At 62.8% G+C, this 18,617-nt stretch carries 14 protein-coding genes; 12 read left to right on the top strand and 2 right to left on the bottom strand.

Translation table 11 applies throughout. The features are described from left to right. The first annotated feature begins 238 nt into the window (after positions 1-238). From RQH14_RS00825 to RQH14_RS00770, 12 genes are all read left to right on the top strand, one after another. Entirely contained in the window at positions 239-1,285 is a 1,047-nt protein-coding gene (locus tag RQH14_RS00825; protein ID WP_311211448.1) for a LacI family DNA-binding transcriptional regulator, read from the top strand. Between the two features lie 92 nt (positions 1,286-1,377). Next, positions 1,378-2,784, top strand: a complete 1,407-nt coding sequence (gene uxaC / locus RQH14_RS00820; protein ID WP_311211447.1) for a glucuronate isomerase — start codon at positions 1,378-1,380, stop codon at positions 2,782-2,784. Beyond that, positions 2,781-4,163 (top strand): mannitol dehydrogenase family protein, encoded by a 1,383-nt coding sequence (locus tag RQH14_RS00815; RefSeq protein WP_311211446.1) that lies wholly within the window; start codon positions 2,781-2,783, stop codon positions 4,161-4,163. The genes uxaC and RQH14_RS00815 overlap by 4 nt, the downstream gene beginning before the upstream one ends. A 320-nt stretch (positions 4,164-4,483) precedes the next feature. Further along, positions 4,484-5,902 carry a glucuronide transporter gene (gene uidB / locus RQH14_RS00810; RefSeq protein WP_311211445.1) on the top strand — a complete coding sequence of 473 codons (1,419 nt, stop codon included), beginning with the start codon at positions 4,484-4,486 and terminating at the stop codon, positions 5,900-5,902. A 96-nt stretch (positions 5,903-5,998) separates the two neighbouring features. Continuing rightward, positions 5,999-7,228 (top strand): D-mannonate dehydratase ManD, encoded by a 1,230-nt coding sequence (gene manD, locus RQH14_RS00805; protein ID WP_311211444.1) that lies wholly within the window; start codon positions 5,999-6,001, stop codon positions 7,226-7,228. Next, positions 7,218-9,515, top strand: coding sequence for a gluconokinase, GntK/IdnK-type (locus tag RQH14_RS00800; protein WP_311211443.1), 2,298 nt, complete (start codon positions 7,218-7,220; stop codon positions 9,513-9,515). Before manD ends, RQH14_RS00800 begins: the two co-directional genes overlap by 11 nt. A gap of 385 nt (positions 9,516-9,900) precedes the next feature. Beyond that, positions 9,901-11,025: a multiple monosaccharide ABC transporter substrate-binding protein gene (gene chvE / locus RQH14_RS00795; protein ID WP_311211442.1), complete on the top strand. Its 1,125-nt coding sequence runs from the start codon at positions 9,901-9,903 to the stop codon at positions 11,023-11,025. 126 nt (positions 11,026-11,151) lie between these two features. After that, positions 11,152-12,681 (top strand): multiple monosaccharide ABC transporter ATP-binding protein, encoded by a 1,530-nt coding sequence (gene mmsA / locus RQH14_RS00790; RefSeq protein ID WP_311211441.1) that lies wholly within the window; start codon positions 11,152-11,154, stop codon positions 12,679-12,681. A 5-nt stretch (positions 12,682-12,686) separates the two neighbouring features. Then, a complete protein-coding gene (mmsB, locus tag RQH14_RS00785) occupies positions 12,687-13,970 on the top strand; it encodes a multiple monosaccharide ABC transporter permease (RefSeq protein WP_311211440.1) in 1,284 nt (427 codons plus the stop codon). A 117-nt stretch (positions 13,971-14,087) separates the two neighbouring features. Next, on the top strand, positions 14,088-15,074 hold the full coding sequence (locus RQH14_RS00780) for a LacI family DNA-binding transcriptional regulator (RefSeq protein WP_311211779.1): 987 nt from the start codon (positions 14,088-14,090) through the stop codon (positions 15,072-15,074). A gap of 26 nt (positions 15,075-15,100) precedes the next feature. Next, complete coding sequence (pyrE, locus tag RQH14_RS00775) at positions 15,101-15,673, top strand: orotate phosphoribosyltransferase (protein ID WP_024819357.1); 573 nt, start codon at positions 15,101-15,103, stop codon at positions 15,671-15,673. Between the two features lie 106 nt (positions 15,674-15,779). Continuing rightward, complete coding sequence (locus RQH14_RS00770) at positions 15,780-16,904, top strand: alpha/beta hydrolase (RefSeq protein WP_311211439.1); 1,125 nt, start codon at positions 15,780-15,782, stop codon at positions 16,902-16,904. A 30-nt stretch (positions 16,905-16,934) separates the two neighbouring features. Here the strand turns inward: RQH14_RS00770 and RQH14_RS00765 are convergent, their stop codons facing one another. Further along, positions 16,935-17,642, bottom strand: coding sequence for a tyrosine-protein phosphatase (locus RQH14_RS00765; RefSeq protein ID WP_311211438.1), 708 nt, complete (start codon positions 17,640-17,642; stop codon positions 16,935-16,937). 9 nt (positions 17,643-17,651) lie between these two features. After that, a complete protein-coding gene (locus RQH14_RS00760; protein WP_035761154.1) occupies positions 17,652-18,473 on the bottom strand; it encodes an HAD-IIA family hydrolase in 822 nt (273 codons plus the stop codon). Positions 18,474-18,617: the final 144 nt, after the last annotated feature.

Below are 18,617 nucleotides of genomic sequence, written 5' to 3'. Positions count from 1 at the left end.
CGCCCTCTCGTGTCCAGCGGTGTCCAGCGGGATGTCAGAGAGCGCCGCGGTTTTTGGGCGGGGATGTGAGAGAGCGCCGCTGGGTGGCCGGACCACCAGATCGCTCGCTCACATCCCGTTGCCTTTTGGGGATCGCTCGCTCACGTCCCGTTGCGTTTTGGGGATCGCTCGCTCACGTCCCGGATGTCATACCTTGGCAACCGGCCTTTTTTGTTGCCAAGCGGTCTACGATGGAGCGGTGACTGACGTGACGAGCACTGGAACAGCATCCACCCCCACCAAGCGCGGCCGGGGGGATAAGTCCTCTGCCACGATTTACGACATCGCGAAGCTGGCGGGCGTGAATCCCTCCACCGTGTCCCGCGCGCTGAGCAAGCCCGGCCGTGTCAGTGCCAAAACGCAGAAGATCATTGAGGACGCGGCTGCGGAGCTGAATTATCAGGTCAATCCGTTCGCCCGAGCACTGCCCACGGGCCGCACCCAGACCATTGGGCTGATCGTCGCGGACATTACCAACCCCACGTTCTTCGACATCATCCGCGGCGCTGAAACCACCGGATCCGCCCGCGATTACACGCTGGTTCTGGCTGAGTCCGCCGAGTCGCCGGAGACTGAAGTAACCGCCGCCCGGCGCCTGCTGAGCACCGTGGACGGACTCATCCTGGCCAGCCCCCGCATGGACGATGACCACATCCGGGCCTTGGCCGCGGACAAACCCGTCGCCGTCATCAACCGCGAGATCCAAGGCGTGCCGTGCGTGGTTCCGGACGTCAACAAGGGCATCAGCGAAGCCGTGCGCAGCCTGGCCGCCAACGGCCATGAAAAGCTCGCGTACGTCGCCGGCCCCAAGCAGTCTTGGATGACGGCCCGCCGTTGGGAAGGCGTCAAAGCCGCCGCCGAATGGTCCAAACTCAGCGCGGTGCGCCTCGAGTCGTCCAAACCAACGGTCGACGGCGGCCGTCAGGTTGCGCGCGACGTCCTGGACAGCGGGGCGACGGCGGTGATCACCTACAACGACCTCTTGGCCATTGGCTTGATGCAGGAATTGCAGGCCGGCGGCATGCGCGTTCCGGACCAGATCAGCATTGTTGGCTTCGACGACATCTTCGGCGCCGATTTCACCACCCCGGCCCTGACCACGGTCCGCTCGCCGTTGGGGGAGTGCGGCACCCGTGCCGTGACCATCCTGCTGGACATGCTCCAAGGCCACGACGCCCCAGGCGAAGCTGTCCGGGTGGAAACGGAACTCGTGGTGCGCGGGTCCAGCGGACGGCTCCTCGCCTGACTTCAGCACCCCGCTGCACAGCAAGATGCAACAGGGTGGCAATTTTTGGCAACCGGTTGACAAAGGTTAGGCTGGACCCCCAAGATTGACCTATGTCACAGTCCATCGCAGCACACCCTGACAGGCTCCTGCCCGCAGATCCCGGGACGCGCAGCATCGCGCGGTCCTTGCTGGAGCGCGTCCAGGACCTGCCCATCATTTCCCCGCACGGTCACGTTGACGCCGCAGTCATCGAGCAGAACACGCCGTTCCCCGATCCTGCAGCGCTCCTGGTCAGCCCGGATCACTACGTCACCCGCCTGATCCACGCCAACGGTGTTCCGATGGATCAGTTGCTGGCCGGCACAGCGTCCGCCCCGGAGTCCCGGGAGATCTGGCGACAGTTCGTTGAAGCCTGGCCGCTGTTCGAGGGCACGGCTTCCGGGTATTGGCTGCGCACCCAGTTCAACGATGTGTTCAAGCTCGGAGCCGAGCTCAGTGAGTTGCCGGCGGACGCAAGCTACGACGCGATCGCCGCGAAGTTGGTAGAACCCGACTTCCGCCCGCGGCAGCTCTTCAAGGACTTCAACATCGAGGTCCTCGCCACCACGGATGATCCGCTGGACAGTCTGGCCAGCCACAAAGCACTCACCGAAGATCCGAGCTTCAACGGCCGCGTCCTCCCCACGTTCCGCCCGGACGCCTACCTGAATGTGGCCCACCCCAGCTGGAGTGCCAACGTCGATCGGCTCATCGGGACCGCGGCCGATGGCGCCACTGGCTACGCCGGCTATATCGCCGCCCTGGAAAACCGGCGTCGCTATTTCGTAGAGCATGGCGCGGTATCGGCGGACCATGGCGTCCGCACCCCCGCCACCCTCAAACTTGATGAAGCGGAAGCGGAAGCGCTCTTCGAAAAGGCACGCTCCGGCAAGGCCAGTGCGCACGATCGCGACGCGTTCGAGGCCCACATGATGTACCAGATGGCGCGCATGTCCGTGGAGGATGGCCTGGTCATGACCATCCACCCGGGTTCGTACCGCAACCACCACGAACCTACGTTCACTGAGTTTGGTGCCGACACTGGTCACGACATCCCGTTCGCCGTGAACTACACCGAGGCCATCCGTCCGTTGCTGCAGGACTTCGGCACGGCCAAGGACTTCCACCTGGTGCTCTTCACCCTGGACGAGACAGTGTTTTCCCGCGAATTGGCGCCGCTGGCCGGCTTCTACCCGTCTGTGTACATTGGCGCCCCGTGGTGGTTCCTCGATGCGCCCGACGCCATGTTGCGGTTCCGCTCAGCCGTCACTGAGACCGCTGGTTTCTCTCGCTCGTCAGGCTTCATCGATGACACCCGCGCCTTCTGCTCCATTCCGGCACGTCATGACGCCTCCCGCAGGATCGAAGCGTCCTTCCTCGCGCGCCTTGTAGCCGAGCACCGCGTGACTGAAGACCGCGCGCACGAGCTGATTCTCGACGTCGTCGATTCCTCGCCACGCAGGGTGTTCAAGCTATGACCGCCGCCTTGCCGCGCCTCAACCGCGATGCTGCGCCTCACCCCAAAGCTCCCGTCCGCATAGTGCACCTGGGCCTCGGCGCCTTCCACCGTTCGCATCAGGCCTGGTTCACGCAGCACGCCGGCGACGCGGGAGAGTGGGGCATCGCCTCGTTCACAGGACGACGCCCCGACGCCGCCGATGTCCTGGCAGGGCAGGACGGTTTGTTCACCGTGGTGGAGCGCTCCGATGCGGGCGACTCGTTCGAGGTAGTGGGCAGCATCGTCGAAGCCGTGGATGGCGCCAACGTGGGCCGGTTGGTTGAACTGGTCGCCGCGCCGCAGACCGCTGTGGTCACCCTGACCATCACCGAAGCCGCTTACGGACTCGGCGCCGACGACGTCCCGCTGCTGGTTTCGGGCGCACAGCCCACGACGCCGTTGGGCCGCTTGGTCTTGGGCCTCGCCGCGCGTAAGGATGCCGACGCCGGCCCCCTCGCCGTCGTTTCGTGCGACAACCTCTCGGAAAATGGAAACGTCGCCCGGGATGGCGTGCTGGGTATTGCGAGAGAATTCGACGGCGGCCTGGCCGCCTGGATCGAGGCGAACGTGAGCTTCGTGAGCACGTCCGTTGACCGGATTACGCCCCGAACAACCGCGGATGACGTCGCCCTGGTGAGTGAAAAGTGCGGCTACCGGGACGACGCTCCCGTGGTCACCGAACCGTTCCGCAACTGGGTACTGAGCGGAGACTTCCCTGCGGGCCGCCCGCGGTGGGAGGATGGCGGGGCTGTCTTTGTGGACGATATCGAGCCCTATGAAAACCGCAAGCTCTGGCTTCTGAACGGTGCGCACTCGATCCTGGCCTACGCAGGACAGCTTCGTGGGCACACCACCGTTGCTGAAGCTTTGGCTGATCCGGTGTGCTCGCAGGCTGTGGAGGAGTTCTGGGACGAAGCATCCCGCCACCTCACCGGCGACGACCTGCGCATTCCCGAGTACAGAGCGGCCTTGCTGGATCGCTTTGGCAATTCGCGTATCGCGCACCATTTGGCCCAGATCGCCATGGACGCCAGCACCAAGCTGCGCATGCGCGCCGTCCCTGTACTCCGGGCCGAACGCGCAGCAGGGCGAACCGGTGAAGCTGCGGCAAGGATGATCGCGGTGTGGGCTGCGTACGTGGAGTCGAACCCCGGCCTGCAGGACCCTCAGTCTGGCGCGGTGGCACAGGCCAACCAGCTTTACGGCCTTGACCGCATTGCTGCCCTGGTGTCGTTGCTGGATGGTGGGCTCTCCCGAGATTCCGGGGTTGTGAAGCTCATCGAGGAGCTTAGTGCCGGTTTTGTACCCGCGGCGGAGCATGCCGCCGCAAGTGGTTCCGGCGTAGGAGCTACCGCGTAGGACTTCTTCCTGATTCAGCGCCCGTTGCTGGCCCAGGTTGTCAGGATTTCCCCGGCAACCTGGGCCGCCGGCGTTTAACACAGCCGATCCCAGACGTTGTGGGGCCCGCTGTGCGTGCCTTGGCGTGTTCTTAAGGCGTAGAGCGGGCCTCACAACGGGTAGAGGTTTGGTGTAACTTTCAATGAAATGTTGCGGCAACCGATTGCCAAACGCTTGCCAAAGTGACTAGAATTACAACAGCTGCACCACCGATTCCAGAGGTTCCATCTACTGTCGAGTCGGCTTGGACCGCAATGACGCGAAGGGTAAAGGAGCCCGCATTGAAAAAGCTCAGCAAACTCAGCATCGCCGGCTATGGTGCCGGCGATGCCGCCAATAATCTTGCCTTCACCACTGCCACGATGTTCCTGCTGGTGTACTACACGGACGTCGCAGGAATTTCGGCGGCCGCGGCCGGTACCTTGCTGTTGGTGGTGCGGATCTTCGACGCCTTCGCCGATGTCTTCGCTGGACGCATGGTTGACCGCTCGTACAGCAAGCGCTTTGGGAAGTTCCGCCCCTTCATCATGTTTGGTTCCATTCCGCTCCTGCTCCTCAGCGTCGCCACGTTCTCCGTGCCGCAACTGGGCGAGACGGGCACCTTGCTCTACGCCTACGTGAGCTACGCGGCTCTGGGGCTGGCCTATTCCCTGGTCAACATCCCGTATGGCTCGCTGGCCGGGGCCATGACGCAGGATCCCGGGGACCGCGCCAAGCTGGGCTCCGCCCGCACGGTGGGTGCACTGCTGGTGGGTTCCGCCCTGGGCATCTTCGTGGCGCCGCTGATCAAGCCGGGCGCTGATCTCCAGGCCACGTTCACTACCATCACGCTGGCTTTTGTGGTGATCGGCGCGGCGCTCTACCTCTTCACTGTCCTCACGGCCAGGGAGCGCGTGCACCGCACGGTCCCTAATGTTTCCTTCAAGCAGAGCATGGACACTCTGAAGACGAATCGTCCGCTGCTCATGCTGTGCCTGAGCTCGTTCCTCTTCCTGACCGGCTACATGGCGTTGTCCTCCGTTCAGCTCTACTACCTCCGCGATGTCCTGGGCCGCTTGGATCTATATCCGGTGCTGGCCATCGTTCAACTGGCCATGACCTTGGCCCTTGCACCTTTAATGCCGCGAATGGTCCGCAGGATCGGCAAAAAGAACGTGTACATCGCTGCCGGAACGCTGTCCATGGTGGGTGGAATTATTGTCTTCTTCTCTCCTTCCTCCATGGTCTGGGTTGGCTTCTCCGGGCTCGTGGTCAGCCTGATGGGCGTCATGGCGGTGAACATCGTGGTGTGGGCCCTGGAAGCGGACACTGTGGAGTACGGCGAATGGAAAACCGGTGTCCGCACCGAGGGAATCACCTACGCGCTGTTTTCCTTCACCCGGAAGACCGGCCAAGCCGTGGGTGGGGCACTTGCCGCCTATTGCCTCGCGGTGGGCGGCTACACGTCAGGCGCCACCCAGAGCGCGGAAGCCATGCAGGGAATCCAGTTCGCCGCCGGGGCCCTGCCGGCCATCATGACCATCCTGGCGATAGTGGTGATGACCAAGTACAAGCTCACAGATGCGGTGCATGCGCAGATTGTGGGGGAGATCCGTGCGCGCCGTTCTGCGGACGTCAGGCAGGACGCCCCCAAGGGAAATCCTGGAACTCCGGAGGTTGCTGCTGCCGGCCATGCCGCACACGGCAACAAGCCCAGCTAAATAATCCAAAAAAGTTAGGCAACCGGTTGCCACGTGATGCAATCCAACCTAAAATCATACTCAAACCCACCCAGCCACATCCCGAAAGGAAAAGCTGTGAAAATCATTGCCGCTGAAGTCTTTGTGACCAGCCCGTCCCGCAACTTCGTCACCTTGCGCATCACCACCGAGGATGGTGTGACGGGCATCGGTGACGCCACCCTCAACGGCCGTGAACTTGCCGTGGCCGCGTATCTCAAGGAGCACGTTGCGCAGCTGCTGATCGGCAAGGATCCGCACAGGATCGAGGACACGTGGCAGTTCCTCTACCGCAGCTCCTACTGGCGCCGCGGGCCCGTCACCATGGCGGCCATTGCCGCCGTCGACATGGCACTGTGGGACATCAAGGGCAAAATCGCAGGCCTGCCGGTCTACCAACTGCTGGGTGGCGCTTCCCGCAACGGCCTGCGCGCTTACGGACACGCGTCCGGCGCGGACATTCCGTCGCTGTTCGACTCCGTTCGCGAACACCTGGAGTTGGGCTACAAATCCATCCGCATCCAGACCGCGGTCCCGGGCATCAAGGCCGTCTATGGTGTTGCCGCGCAGGCCCAGGCCTCGGGCGAACGGTACGACTACGAGCCCGCCGGCCGTGGCAACTTCCCGTTGGAAGAGGACTGGGACACCCGCGCCTACCTGCGCCACTTGCCCACCGTTTTTGAGGCAGTGCGCAACGAGTTCGGCCCGGAGATCCCGCTGCTGCATGATGGCCACCACCGCATGACACCCATCCAGGCCGCCAAGCTGGGCAAGGCCCTGGAACCGTACGACCTCTTCTGGCTGGAAGACTGCACTCCGGCCGAGAATCAGGAGGGCCTGCGCCTGGTCCGCCAGCACACCACCACCCCACTGGCAATCGGCGAAATCTTCAACACCGTGTATGACTTCCAGACCCTCATCAAGGAACAGCTGATCGACTACGTCCGTGCCGCCTCCACCCACTTCGGCGGCATCTCCCCGCTGAAGAAGGTCATGGACTTCGCGGCCCAGTACCAGATCAAGTCAGGCTTCCACGGCCCCACGGACATCTCCCCGGTGGGCTTCGCCGCCCAGCTGCACGTGGGCCTGGCCATTCACAACTACGGTATCCAGGAATACATGCAGCACTCTGACAAGACCAACGAGGTCTTCCAGCAGTCCATGACCTTCAAGGACGGCTACCTGCACCCGGGCGACAACCCCGGCATCGGCGTCGAATTCAATGAAGAAGCAGCTGCGGCGTTCCCGTACCAGCAGGCCTATCTGCCCTACAACCGCCTCGTGGACGGCACGGTTCATGACTGGTGAGACGGTCATGACTGGTAAACCTGCTTCCTCTGAAGATGGGCACCGCCACCACATCGTGGTGATGGGCGTGGCCGGCTGCGGCAAGAGCACCGTTGGTGCGGCCCTCGCCGAACGCCTCGGCGCTGGATTCCTCGACGGCGATTCGCTGCACCCCCAGGCGAATATCGACAAGATGGCCGCGGGTACTCCGCTGAACGACGACGACCGCGCGCCCTGGCTGGCTGAAATCGGCAGGCGATTCCCGGCGTCGAACTCTGCTCTTGTCATCGCGTGCAGCGCGCTCAAGCGCTCGTACCGGGACATCATCCGCAGCGCCGATCCATCCGTGGTGTTCGTGCACCTGCATGGCACCCGTGAGTTGCTGAATGCCCGCATGACTGCCCGTCCCGGGCACTTCATGCCGGCCTCCCTGCTGGACTCGCAACTGGCTACGCTGCAACCGCTCGAGGACGACGAAGCCGGGATCGTTGTGGACATCGCATCGCCCGTGGAGGACATCGTGAATGACGTATATGCCGGGCTGACAGGCCAGTCCGCAGCGTCTGCCGGGCCGCACTTGGTGGACTTGGCGGCGGCTCCTTACAACTTGGATGACGCCGCGGTGGAGTGGGTAGAGAGCACCATTGGCTCCATGACGCTGGAAGAGAAGATCGGCCAGCTGTTCATCAACCACAACAACGATTACTCCCCGGCGTACCTCGACGGCGTGCTGGAGAACTTCCACGTGGGCGGTATGCGGTACCGGCCGGGGCCCTCTTCTGCCGTCCAGGAGCACATCCGTTACGCCCAGTCCAAGACCCGCATTCCGCTGCTGATCGCGTCCAATCCAGAGATGGGTGGCGCCGGCAGTTGCGACGACGGCACGTTCGTTTCCACGCACCTGCAGGCAGGCTCGCACCCGGACAAGACCATTGCGCGGCAGATGGGCCAGGTGGCCGGCGTCGAAACTGCTGCGCTGGGCTGCAACTGGGCCTTCGCACCGATCGTCGACATTCACTACAACTGGCGCAACACGGTCATCTCCACGCGGGCCTTTGGCAACACCCCGGAGGTTGTGGTGGAGCGGGCCAAGGAGTACTTCGACGGCATCAGTGAATCACCCACCATCTGCGCCATGAAGCACTTTCCGGGGGACGGCATTGATGAGCGCGATCAACACGTAGTCACCTCGTACAACACCCTTGGCTACGAGGAGTGGAACGCCAGCTACAGGCACGTCTACCGCGAAATGATCGGGCACGGCGTGCAGTCCATCATGGTGGGCCACATCGGCGCTCCTGAGGTGTCCCGGTATTTCCGGCCTGGCTTGTCGGATGCTGAGATCCTCCCTGCGACGCTGGCGCCCGAGTTGTTGCAGGATCTGCTGCGCGGCGAACTCGGTTTCAACGGGCTGGTCCTGACGGATGCTTCGCTGATGGTTGGCCTGACGCAGGCCATGAAGCGGCGCGACCTGGTACCTGCGACCATCGCCGCGGGCTGCGACATGTTCCTGTTCTTCCGGAACCCGGAGGAGGACTTCGGGTACATGCTGGATGGCTATAAGTCCGGAGTTATCAGCGAGGGGCGTTTGCAGGATGCCCTGCGGCGCATCCTTGGCCTGAAGGCGAGCCTGGGCTTGCATGTACGCCAGGAATTGGTGCCCCCCGTTGAGGCACTCGCGGTCATCGGCAGTGAAGCCCACCGGGCCATCGCTGCCGACATCGCTGACAAGACCGTCACCCTGGTGAAGGACACGGCCCGCAACCTGCCGATCACCCCTCAGACGCATCCGCGGATCCGTCTCTACGGCATCTCGGGTGGCGCCGACTTCACCCGAGCAGATCCTCTCGCCTACCTGGACACTGTCCGGGAAGAACTGGAAGCCGCAGGATTCGAGGTCAGCGTCTTCAGGACCGCGGAACAGCGCGAAGCCGCGGGGGAGGCCGGAATGAACTTCATGCGGGTCCTGTCCGAGGAAGCCACAGGCGACTATGCGGAGCGATACGACGCCGCCTTCGTCTTCGCGAACGTGAAGGGTTTCGCGCAGGAGGCCTCAATCCGGATCAAGTGGTCCTCGCCCATGGCCGCCGAGATCCCTTGGTACGCCACGGAGGTTCCCACGGTGTTTGTCTCCTTGAACCAGCCGAACCACTTGATCGACGTGCCCATGGTCAAGACCGTCATTCACGCACACGCAGCAACGCGTGAGGCCATTCGCGCCACGATCCAAAAGATCCAGGGCAAGTCCGGGTTCCAGGGGACCTTCAACCAGAACGTCTTCTGCGATTCGTTCGACACCCGCCTCTGATTTCCCTGTTCCCAGCAGGGAAGAGTTCCTCCCCGCCATCATGGAGGAGCGATCGAAGCCCGGTACTGCCCACAAGGCGGTGCCGGGCTTTTTCCTGCCATCCGGATGGTTGGCCCTGCCGTCCGGAAATATTGAGGCCGCGAATTGTGAACGCTAACAACGTTTCAAGTCAATAGTCCTGTGAGCGGTTCTGGTCTGCAATCATTTCGTGATCCAAGGCACTTGACCAACGGTATTGTTAGCGTTCACAATGGCATTCGCATCACCTTTCAGTGGCTCGTGTCGCCCCACCGCACGCAAGCCCACATCGCTTTACCGTGCCGGACGCGCAGATGCTCCGGCTGCATCAGAGTTCGCGGCAAAGCTGCCGCGGAAGGAGAGCATCGTGAGATTGAAGAAACTCCTGGGCGCCGTCGCGGTTGTCCTGACCTTGACCGTGGGAGCCACGGGCTGTGGAAGCCGCGGAGGCACCGCGGAGTCCACCAGCAGCGCGAATCCCAGCGATTCACTGGTAGGCATTTCGATGCCCACCCAAACCTCCGAACGCTGGATCGCAGATGGCGCCAACGTGGAGAAGTCGCTGAAGGACCTCGGCTACAAGACTGACCTCCAGTTCGCCAACGACGACATTCCCACGCAGGTTTCCCAGATTGAGAACATGCTGACCAAGGGCGCAAAGGCCCTGATCATCGCAGCCATCGACGGCACCACCCTGACCGACGTCCTGGCCAAAGCCAAGGAGCAGAACGTCAAGGTCATCGCCTATGACCGACTCATCAACGGAACGCCGAACGTGGACTACTACACCACCTTCGACAACTACACTGTGGGCGTCCAGCAGGCCACCTCGTTGCTGACCGGGCTTGGCCTGGTTGACGCAAGCGGCAAGAAAGTAGAGGGCAAGGGCCCGTTCAACGTTGAGCTGTTCGCGGGAAGCCCGGACGACAACAACGCCAACTTCTTCTGGACCGGCGCCATGGATACCCTCAAGCCGTACCTGGATGCCGGCACCCTGAAGGTCCCCAGTGGCCAGACGAAGTTCGAGCAGGCAGCCATCCTGCGCTGGCAGGCACCCGTAGCCCAGAAGCGCATGGAAGACATCCTTACCTCGGCCTACAGCTCCGGCACTAAGCTGGACGGCGTCCTGTCCCCGTACGACGGACTCTCCATCGGTATCATCTCCGCACTGACCAGCACCGGCGGCTACTCCACCGGAAGCCTTCCCGTGGTCACCGGCCAGGATGCAGAAAAGGGCTCCGTGAAGTCCATCGTCGCAGGCGAGCAGTACTCCACAATCTTCAAGGACACCCGCCAGCTCGGCGCGCAGGCCGTGAAGATGGTTGACGCTGTGCTCAAGGGCACCGAGCCGGAAACCAACGACACCAAGACCTACAACAACAAGGTCAAGGTTGTTCCGGCCTTCCTCCTGAAGTCCGTCATCATCACCAAGGACAACTTCCAGAAGGAACTCATCGACTCGGGCTACTACAAGGAATCCGACGTCAAGTAACTAGTTCCCGGTCTGTGGTCCCGCCGCCCTGTGCTGCAGCGCGCAGTACGGCGGGGCCGCAGCCTCCCTTAGAGCCTGTCGAGTCCTCGGCCCGGCCAAGTTTCAACCAGTCAGCGGGAATTGACGATGAACGTACCCATTCTTCAAATGCGAGGAATCACCAAGACCTTCCCCGGGGTAAAAGCCCTGCAGGACGTCACCCTGGACGTCAACCGAGGTGAAGTTCACGCCATCTGTGGTGAGAACGGCGCCGGGAAGTCCACCCTCATGAAGGTGCTCTCCGGCGTTTACGCCCACAACACCTTCGACGGCGACATCCTCTTCGAGAACGAACCCTGCGAATTTTCGAGCATCACGGACAGCGAAAAGCGCGGCATCGTGATCATCCACCAGGAACTGGCCCTCAGCCCGTACCTGTCCATCGCCGAGAACATCTACCTCGGCAATGAGCTGGCCAAGAACGGCTGGGTGGACTGGCGGAAGACTAACCTGGAAGCCGCCAAGCTGCTGGCCCGGGTGGGCCTCAGTGAAAATCCGGTGACTCCCATCCAGCACATCAGTGTTGGCAAGCAGCAGCTGGTGGAGATCGCCAAGGCGCTGTCCAAAGAGGTAAAACTCCTCATTCTGGACGAGCCCACCGCGGCGCTTAACGATGAAGACTCAGACCACCTGCTGGACCTCATCCTGCACCTCAAGGGCCAGGGCGTCACCAGCATCATCATCAGCCACAAACTCAACGAGATCCGCAAAGTGGCAGACGCCGTCACCATTATCCGCGATGGCAAGTCCATCGAGACCCTGCGGTTGGATCAGGGCCAGATCACCCAGGAACGCATCATCCGTGGCATGGTGGGCCGCGACCTTGAAAGCCTCTACCCGGACCGAACGCCCAATATCGGCGAGGAAGTCCTGCGCATTGAGGATTGGACAGTCCAGCATCCCCAAGACCATTCCCGCATGGTGGTGAACAATGCCAGCCTCAACGTCCGCAAGGGCGAAGTAGTAGGCCTGGCAGGCCTCATGGGTGCTGGCCGGACCGAGTTGGCCATGAGCGTCTTTGGCCGGACGTACGGGCGGGCGGTGTCGGGCAAGGTCTACAAATACGGCCAGGAAATCAATACCTCCACCGTCTCCGACGCCATCGAGCACGGGATCGCCTATGCAACCGAGGACCGGAAGCACTACGGCCTGAACCTGATCGAAGACATCAAGCGCAACATCTCCATGGCCGCACTGAACAAGCTGGCCAAACGCGGCTGGGTGGATGGCAACAAAGAGACCACCGTGGCCAACCACTACCGCAAGAGCATGAACATCAAAGCTCCGTCCGTTGCTGCCATCACCGGCAAACTCTCGGGTGGAAACCAGCAAAAAGTGGTGCTGAGCAAGTGGATGTTCTCAGACCCCGACGTCCTGATCCTGGACGAACCGACCCGTGGAATCGACGTCGGCGCCAAGTTTGAGATCTACACCATCATTGCCGAGCTCGCAGCCGCGGGGAAAGCAGTCATTGTGATCTCCTCTGAGCTTCCGGAGCTCCTGGGCATCTGCGACAGGATCTACACCCTGTCCGCAGGCCACATCACCGGCGAAGTCCCCATCGCCGAAGCCACCCAGGAAACCCTCATGCACTACATGACCCAAGAGAAGGAATAGCGAACATGTCCGCCCTACGAGAATCCCTTGGCTTCCTCACAAGCCGCCTCCGCCAGGTTGGCATCTTCGTCGCCCTGATCCTGATCGTCATCCTTTTCCAGGTCCTGACCGACGGCATCCTGCTACAGCCGCAGAACGTCACCAACCTCGTGGTCCAGAACAGTTACATCCTGATCCTGGCCATCGGTATGGTGATGGTCATCATCGCTGGACACATTGACCTGTCCGTCGGGTCCATCGCCGGCTTCATCGGTGCTGTGGCCGGCGTGATGATCGTGCACTGGGGATGGGCGTGGTGGCTCGCCATCCCGGCTTGCCTCCTGGTCGGCGCGTTGGTGGGAGCGTGGCAAGGTTACTGGATTGCCTATGTGGGCATCCCAGCCTTCATCGTCACCCTTGCCGGCATGCTCATCTTCCGTGGCCTGACGCTCATCACCCTCAAGAACCAGCAGATCACCCCCTTCCCGAACGAACTCCGTGCACTGGGTGGCGGCTTCCTGCCGGACATTTCCGGGGGAACCTCCGTGCTGGAATGGCTGACGGTCATCCTCGGCGTCGGCGGCACTGCAGCCATCCTTTTCCAGGCATTGAAGGAACGCCGGGTACGCCGCAAGTTCAACCTCGAGAATGAGCCGATGGCCTGGTTCGCCGTCAAGAACGGCTTCATCGCAGTGCTGATGCTCATCATCACCTTCCTGCTGGCCAGCTACCGTGGCACCCCGATTGTCCTGATCGTCCTGGCTGTCCTGGTAATCGTCTACTCGGCGCTGATGAACAACAGCATTTTCGGCCGTCACACCTATGCGATCGGTGGAAACCTCCACGCCGCCGAGCTGTCGGGCATCAAGACCAAGAAGGTCACCTTCCGCCTGTTCGTCAACATGGGTGTCCTGGCCGCGTTGGCCGGCCTGGTCTTCACGGCCCGCCTGAACTCGGCCCAGCCTGCCGGTGGTACCGGTTTCGAACTCGACTCCATCGCCGCCGCGTTCATTGGTGGCGCAGCGGTCCAGGGCGGCATCGGCACGGTAGCGGGTGCCATGATCGGTGGCCTGATCATGGGCGTCCTGAACAACGGCATGTCCATCCTTGGCCTGGGTACCGATTACCAGCAGCTCATCAAGGGCTTGGTGCTCCTGCTCGCCGTCGGCTTCGACATCTTCAACAAGAACCGCACCGGTTCCGGTGGAGGGTCCGCCATGGGCCGTCGCTTCAAGTGGAAGACCACGCCTCCGGCAACCGAAGCGGCTCCGGCTTCCAAAGCGGAGCCCGTGGGCGTCGACGCTAAGTAGGATCCCATGTCACGCGGCGAACATCCGCCCCCAGCGGGGCCCCGGGCACAGTCCGGGGCCCTGCTGGGCTCGCCCGCCCCGCTGGGCTCGCCCGCGCTGCCGGTCCGGCCTCCCGTCATGGGTGACGTTGCGAAGATGGCGGGGGTCTCGCACCAAACTGTTTCCCGCGTCCTGAACAACCATCCCAACGTCAGCGGAAAAACCCGGGAACGCGTGGAATCGGCCATCGCGCACCTTGGGTACAGGCGGAACACAGCAGCACGCAGCCTGGTGACCCGTCGGTCCCGGACCATCGGGGTACTTGCATGCGAAACGGGCCAGTTCGGTCCGGCGAACACGCTCCTCGGGGTGGAGCAGGCGGGCAGGGAAGCAGGGTACTTCGTCAGCATCGCGAATCTTCGCGAAGTAACCGGCGAAAGCATCAACGATGCCATTGCGCATTTCCGCAACCAGTCCGTGGACGGCATTGTCATCCTGGTTCCGCACCCCGATGTCCTGGCCGTCCTGCGTGACGTTTCGGTGCCCGTGCCGATCGTTGCCGTGGGTGCAGGAGCCGGTAACCAGCTGACGGGCGCCTCACTCGATCAACGGTTGGGAGCCCGCCTGGCCGTTGACCACCTGATCGATCTGGGGCACCGCAGTATTGCCCATATCTCGGGCCCTCCGCACTGGATCGACGCCGCTGAGCGCATTAAAGGCTGGCAGGAAGCGCTCGGCGCTGCAGGGCTGGAAGCCGATGTCCTCTTGGAAGGTGGTTGGGATGCCGCCTCGGGTTACCGCGCCGGCCGAGACCTCCTGCAGCACGGCAGCATCACGGCGGTCTTCGTAGCCAACGATCAGATGGCCGTGGGCGTCCTTCGCGCCGTCCAGGAAGCGGGACGTCACGTGCCCGGCGACATCAGCGTGGTGGGCTACGACGATCAACCCGAAGCTGAATTCTTCATGCCACCGCTGACCTCCATCAAGCAGGACTTCGAGGAACTCGGCCGCCGCTGCATGGAGGCCGTGCTGCAACAGTTGGATGGAGAGCCGGCAAGCGGCGAACAAATGGTCAACCCCCGCTTGGTGATCCGCTCCACCACGGCCGCCCCTGCGCCTCGCTGAACGTCGCTCCTACTAAACTAGGAGCCATGACTTCCACGCTTGATACTGCTGCTGCCCGCGCCCGCCTTCTTGAACTCATCAAAGAACTGGCGGTGGTCCGCGGCAAGGTGATCCTCTCCAGCGGCAAGGAAGCGGACTACTACATCGACCTCCGCCGCATCTCCCTGCACCACGAGGCCTCCAAGCTGGTGGGCCAGGTCATGTTGGCAATGATCGACGACGCCGGCGTGTCAGTTGAGTGCGCGGGCGGACTCACCATGGGTGCCGACCCCGTCGGTACCGCTGTGATGCACGCTGCTGCCGACGCCGGCCGTGCCGTGGACGCCTTCGTGGTCCGCAAGGCCCAGAAGTCCTACGGCATGGGCCGTCAGGTGGAAGGCCCCTCCGTTGAGGGCCGCAACGTGGTGGTTCTCGAGGACACGTCCACCACCGGCGGGTCCGCACTGACCGCCGTCGAAGGTGTCCGTAAAGCAGGCGGCAATGTGGTGGCCGTCGCTGTGATCGTTGACCGTAACACCGGCGCCAAAGAGAAGATCGAAGCCGAAACCGGCGTTCCGTACCTCTTCGCTTTCGGCAAGGACGAGCTCGGCCTCGACTAAGGAGTTTTTATACAGCTACTGCCCTTAAAGGCGCATCTTAAGGGCATCAGCTGTACACAAACTGGGGGGCTGTGAGGCACCGCCTTTCGAAGCCTATGCTTGCTGCGTGGACGTTCAAGTAGGGAAGCTCCCGGCACCGGCGGAGGCGGATGGAAACCTCCCCGTGCCGGCTTCTCCTGAACCGGAGAAGGCAGAGGATCCGGGCGCATGGGCCCGGATCCTGCCTTACGCTGCCCGCCTCAAGATGACGTCCCGCCGAAACTTCCTCATCACCGCCGGAGCCTCCGCAGCGCTGGCCGGGGACATGCTTTTTACCCGTCGTGTCCAGGCCGAGCGGCGGGCTACCAAGATCCTCAGGGTTCCTGATCCGTACTCGGACCTGTACTTCCCCAAGGCCAGCTGGATCCTGTTCCCCGGGTACAAAACCAGCTGGGAAGAAGCCCAGTGGATTCTGAACTCACTGCGTCCTGCCCTGCATCAGCGCGGCCGCCTTGCCGCCGTCGGATATTCCAACCTGGGACTGGACGTGGACGAGATCGTCCGCGAAATCATCCTCCACGTCCGCGAACTGGAACTGGAGAAGCTCTACTTCTACGGCCACAGTTTCGGCGGGATGCTCGCCACCCAAGTGGCCGCCCGCCTCTTGGAACTGCACGGCGTCGAGACGCAGCTGATTGTCCTGGATTCGAGCCCGTTCAGCCGCGCCGACGTCCTGGACCAGAGCTGGTTTGACGGTGTGGTGTTCCTGTACGAGAATGGCTTCCGCATCCCGTCGGTCCTCCGCGGGGGCTACGAACTGGGGGAGCGCGTGGCGCACAAGGACGAGCGAACATGGCGGCAAATCCTCGACCAAAGCCTGGAACAGCTCTCCCCAATCGCCCCTTCCAGCGTGCTCATCCAGACGGAGTCGGCGTACATTTACCACTTCGACGGACTCCGCCTGGCCGGAAAGATCGGTGGCGCCAAGATGGCCTTTTTGGGCAACGCCAAGGATGGCACCGTGGATTATGAGTCGGCGCGCGCCGGGTGGAGCAAGGTCTTCGGAGCCAACATGGCCCTGCCCACCCTCAGCACCGAAGGCGCCCGACCCGCGCACGCCAGCCCGCAATGGAACGGTGGCGTGTACCGGCCATTGCTCGAGAAAGTCCAGAATGAGCTCCAACCGCTCCCTCCCGAGCCCCAGGAGCCGTCGTACCAAGAGCCCAACGGTAAGGTCATCCGCCCGGCATAGGTGCAGTCCGGACTACCTCAGGCGTCCCGCTCAACGCAGCGATCCAACCTCGACGGCGGTGAGGCCCGCCTCGCGCAGAAAGCTCCGAACGTCGCCGAACTCCTGGGCGAACCCGGCCAGGAAGTGCCGCATGGCAGCCTCGGGGCTCTGCAGGATCATGAGGTCAGGGCTGAAATACTCCGCCGGTGTTGAAGGGACGCTCAGCCGCCACGTTTCTGCCATGACTTCCAGGACGTCCGGCAGGTTGGCTGTGGTGGCCGCATAATCCGTCACCACTTGCTCCTCGGTTCCGCCCGCTGCCAAAAGCCCGATTGCCGACACCACACCTGTCCGGTCCTTGCCCAGCGAACAGTGGACCAGCGTACGTTTGCCACGGGCGACGGGGCGCAGAGCGTCAGCGACCCACTCCGGGCGCAACCGGATCCAGCCCAGATACAAGTCGCCGAGGTCCTCGGCCGTTTCCACGGCTTGGAGCGACCCGGCAATGGCGTTCGGGTCCAGCGGGTTATGGATGAGTTCGACGGCGGGCGGGACGACGGCGGCAGGCCCGCCGCCGTCGTTGTCGTCCTGAACCAGCCACGGGACCAGCGAGCGTTCAAGCTCACTCCGCAGGTCCACGATTGCCTGGATGCCGTGCTCCGCCAGGAAACCCGACGTTGCAGCGGCATCCAAGCCGAACGGCTGGCTCCCCCTGAGTATCCGACCACCGGCCAGGGGACGCAGATTGAGCACAGCCATGGTTGTCCCTTAGATCTGGCTCTTGAGGTCGGCCACCGAGTTCAGGATCTGGTTGGGCCGGAACGGGAAGGACACGATTTCTTCGCGCTGCGTGATGCCGCTCAGGACCAGAACGGTGTGCAAGCCCGCTTCCATGCCGGCCACGATGTCCGTGTCCATGCGGTCACCGATCATGGCCGTGGTCTCGGAGTGGGCGTCGATCTGGTTCATGGCCGAGCGGAACATCATGGGGTTTGGCTTGCCCACAATGTATGGCTCGCGGCCGGTGGCCTTGGTGATCATGGCCGCGATAGCACCGGTTGCCGGCATGGGGCCGTCCTTGGAGGGACCGGTGGCGTCCGGGTTGGTGGCGATGAAGCGGGCTCCGGCCAGGATGTGGCGGACGGCCATGGTGATCGCTTCGAAGGAGTAAGTGCGGGTCTCGCCAAGGACCACGAAGTCGGGATCGGTGTCAGTGAGGATGAACCCGGCCTCGTGCAGGGCCGTGGTGAGTCCGGCTTCACCGATGGTGTAGGCGCGGTTGCCCGAATCCGAGGACTGGACCTGGTCCTTGAGGAACTGGGCCGTGGCCAGCGCGGACGTCCAGATGTTCTCTTCCGGAACCTCCAGACCGGACGCGCGCAGGCGGGCTGCGAGGTCACGGGGAGTGAAGATGGAGTTGTTGGTCAGGACCAGGAAGCGCTTGGACGTGTCCACCCAGCGCTGGATGAGCTCAGCTGCACCGGGGATCGCCTGGTTTTCATGAACCAGGACACCGTCCATGTCCGTAAGCCAGCATTCAATTTCGTGGCCGTTCCGATAAACCGATGTGGACGTGGTTTCTTCTGCCATATTTGCCTCCGGCTGGGGTTGTTCATGCACTGCCACCAGTCTTCCATCAATCCGCGGCGCTAACATCCTGGGATCCCGCTTATGTGGGTAGTTCTGCCCATGTGGATATCCGTTGTGACTTGCGTTGGACGCCTCGGACTCGAC

Origin of the sequence: Arthrobacter sp. WCS2018Hpa-7 (genome assembly GCF_031843805.1) — a bacterium.
Classification (GTDB): Bacteria; Actinomycetota; Actinomycetes; order Actinomycetales; family Micrococcaceae; genus Arthrobacter.
The sequence above is the reverse complement of the archived record's forward strand: the minus strand, read 5'-3'. Positions and strand labels throughout refer to the sequence as shown.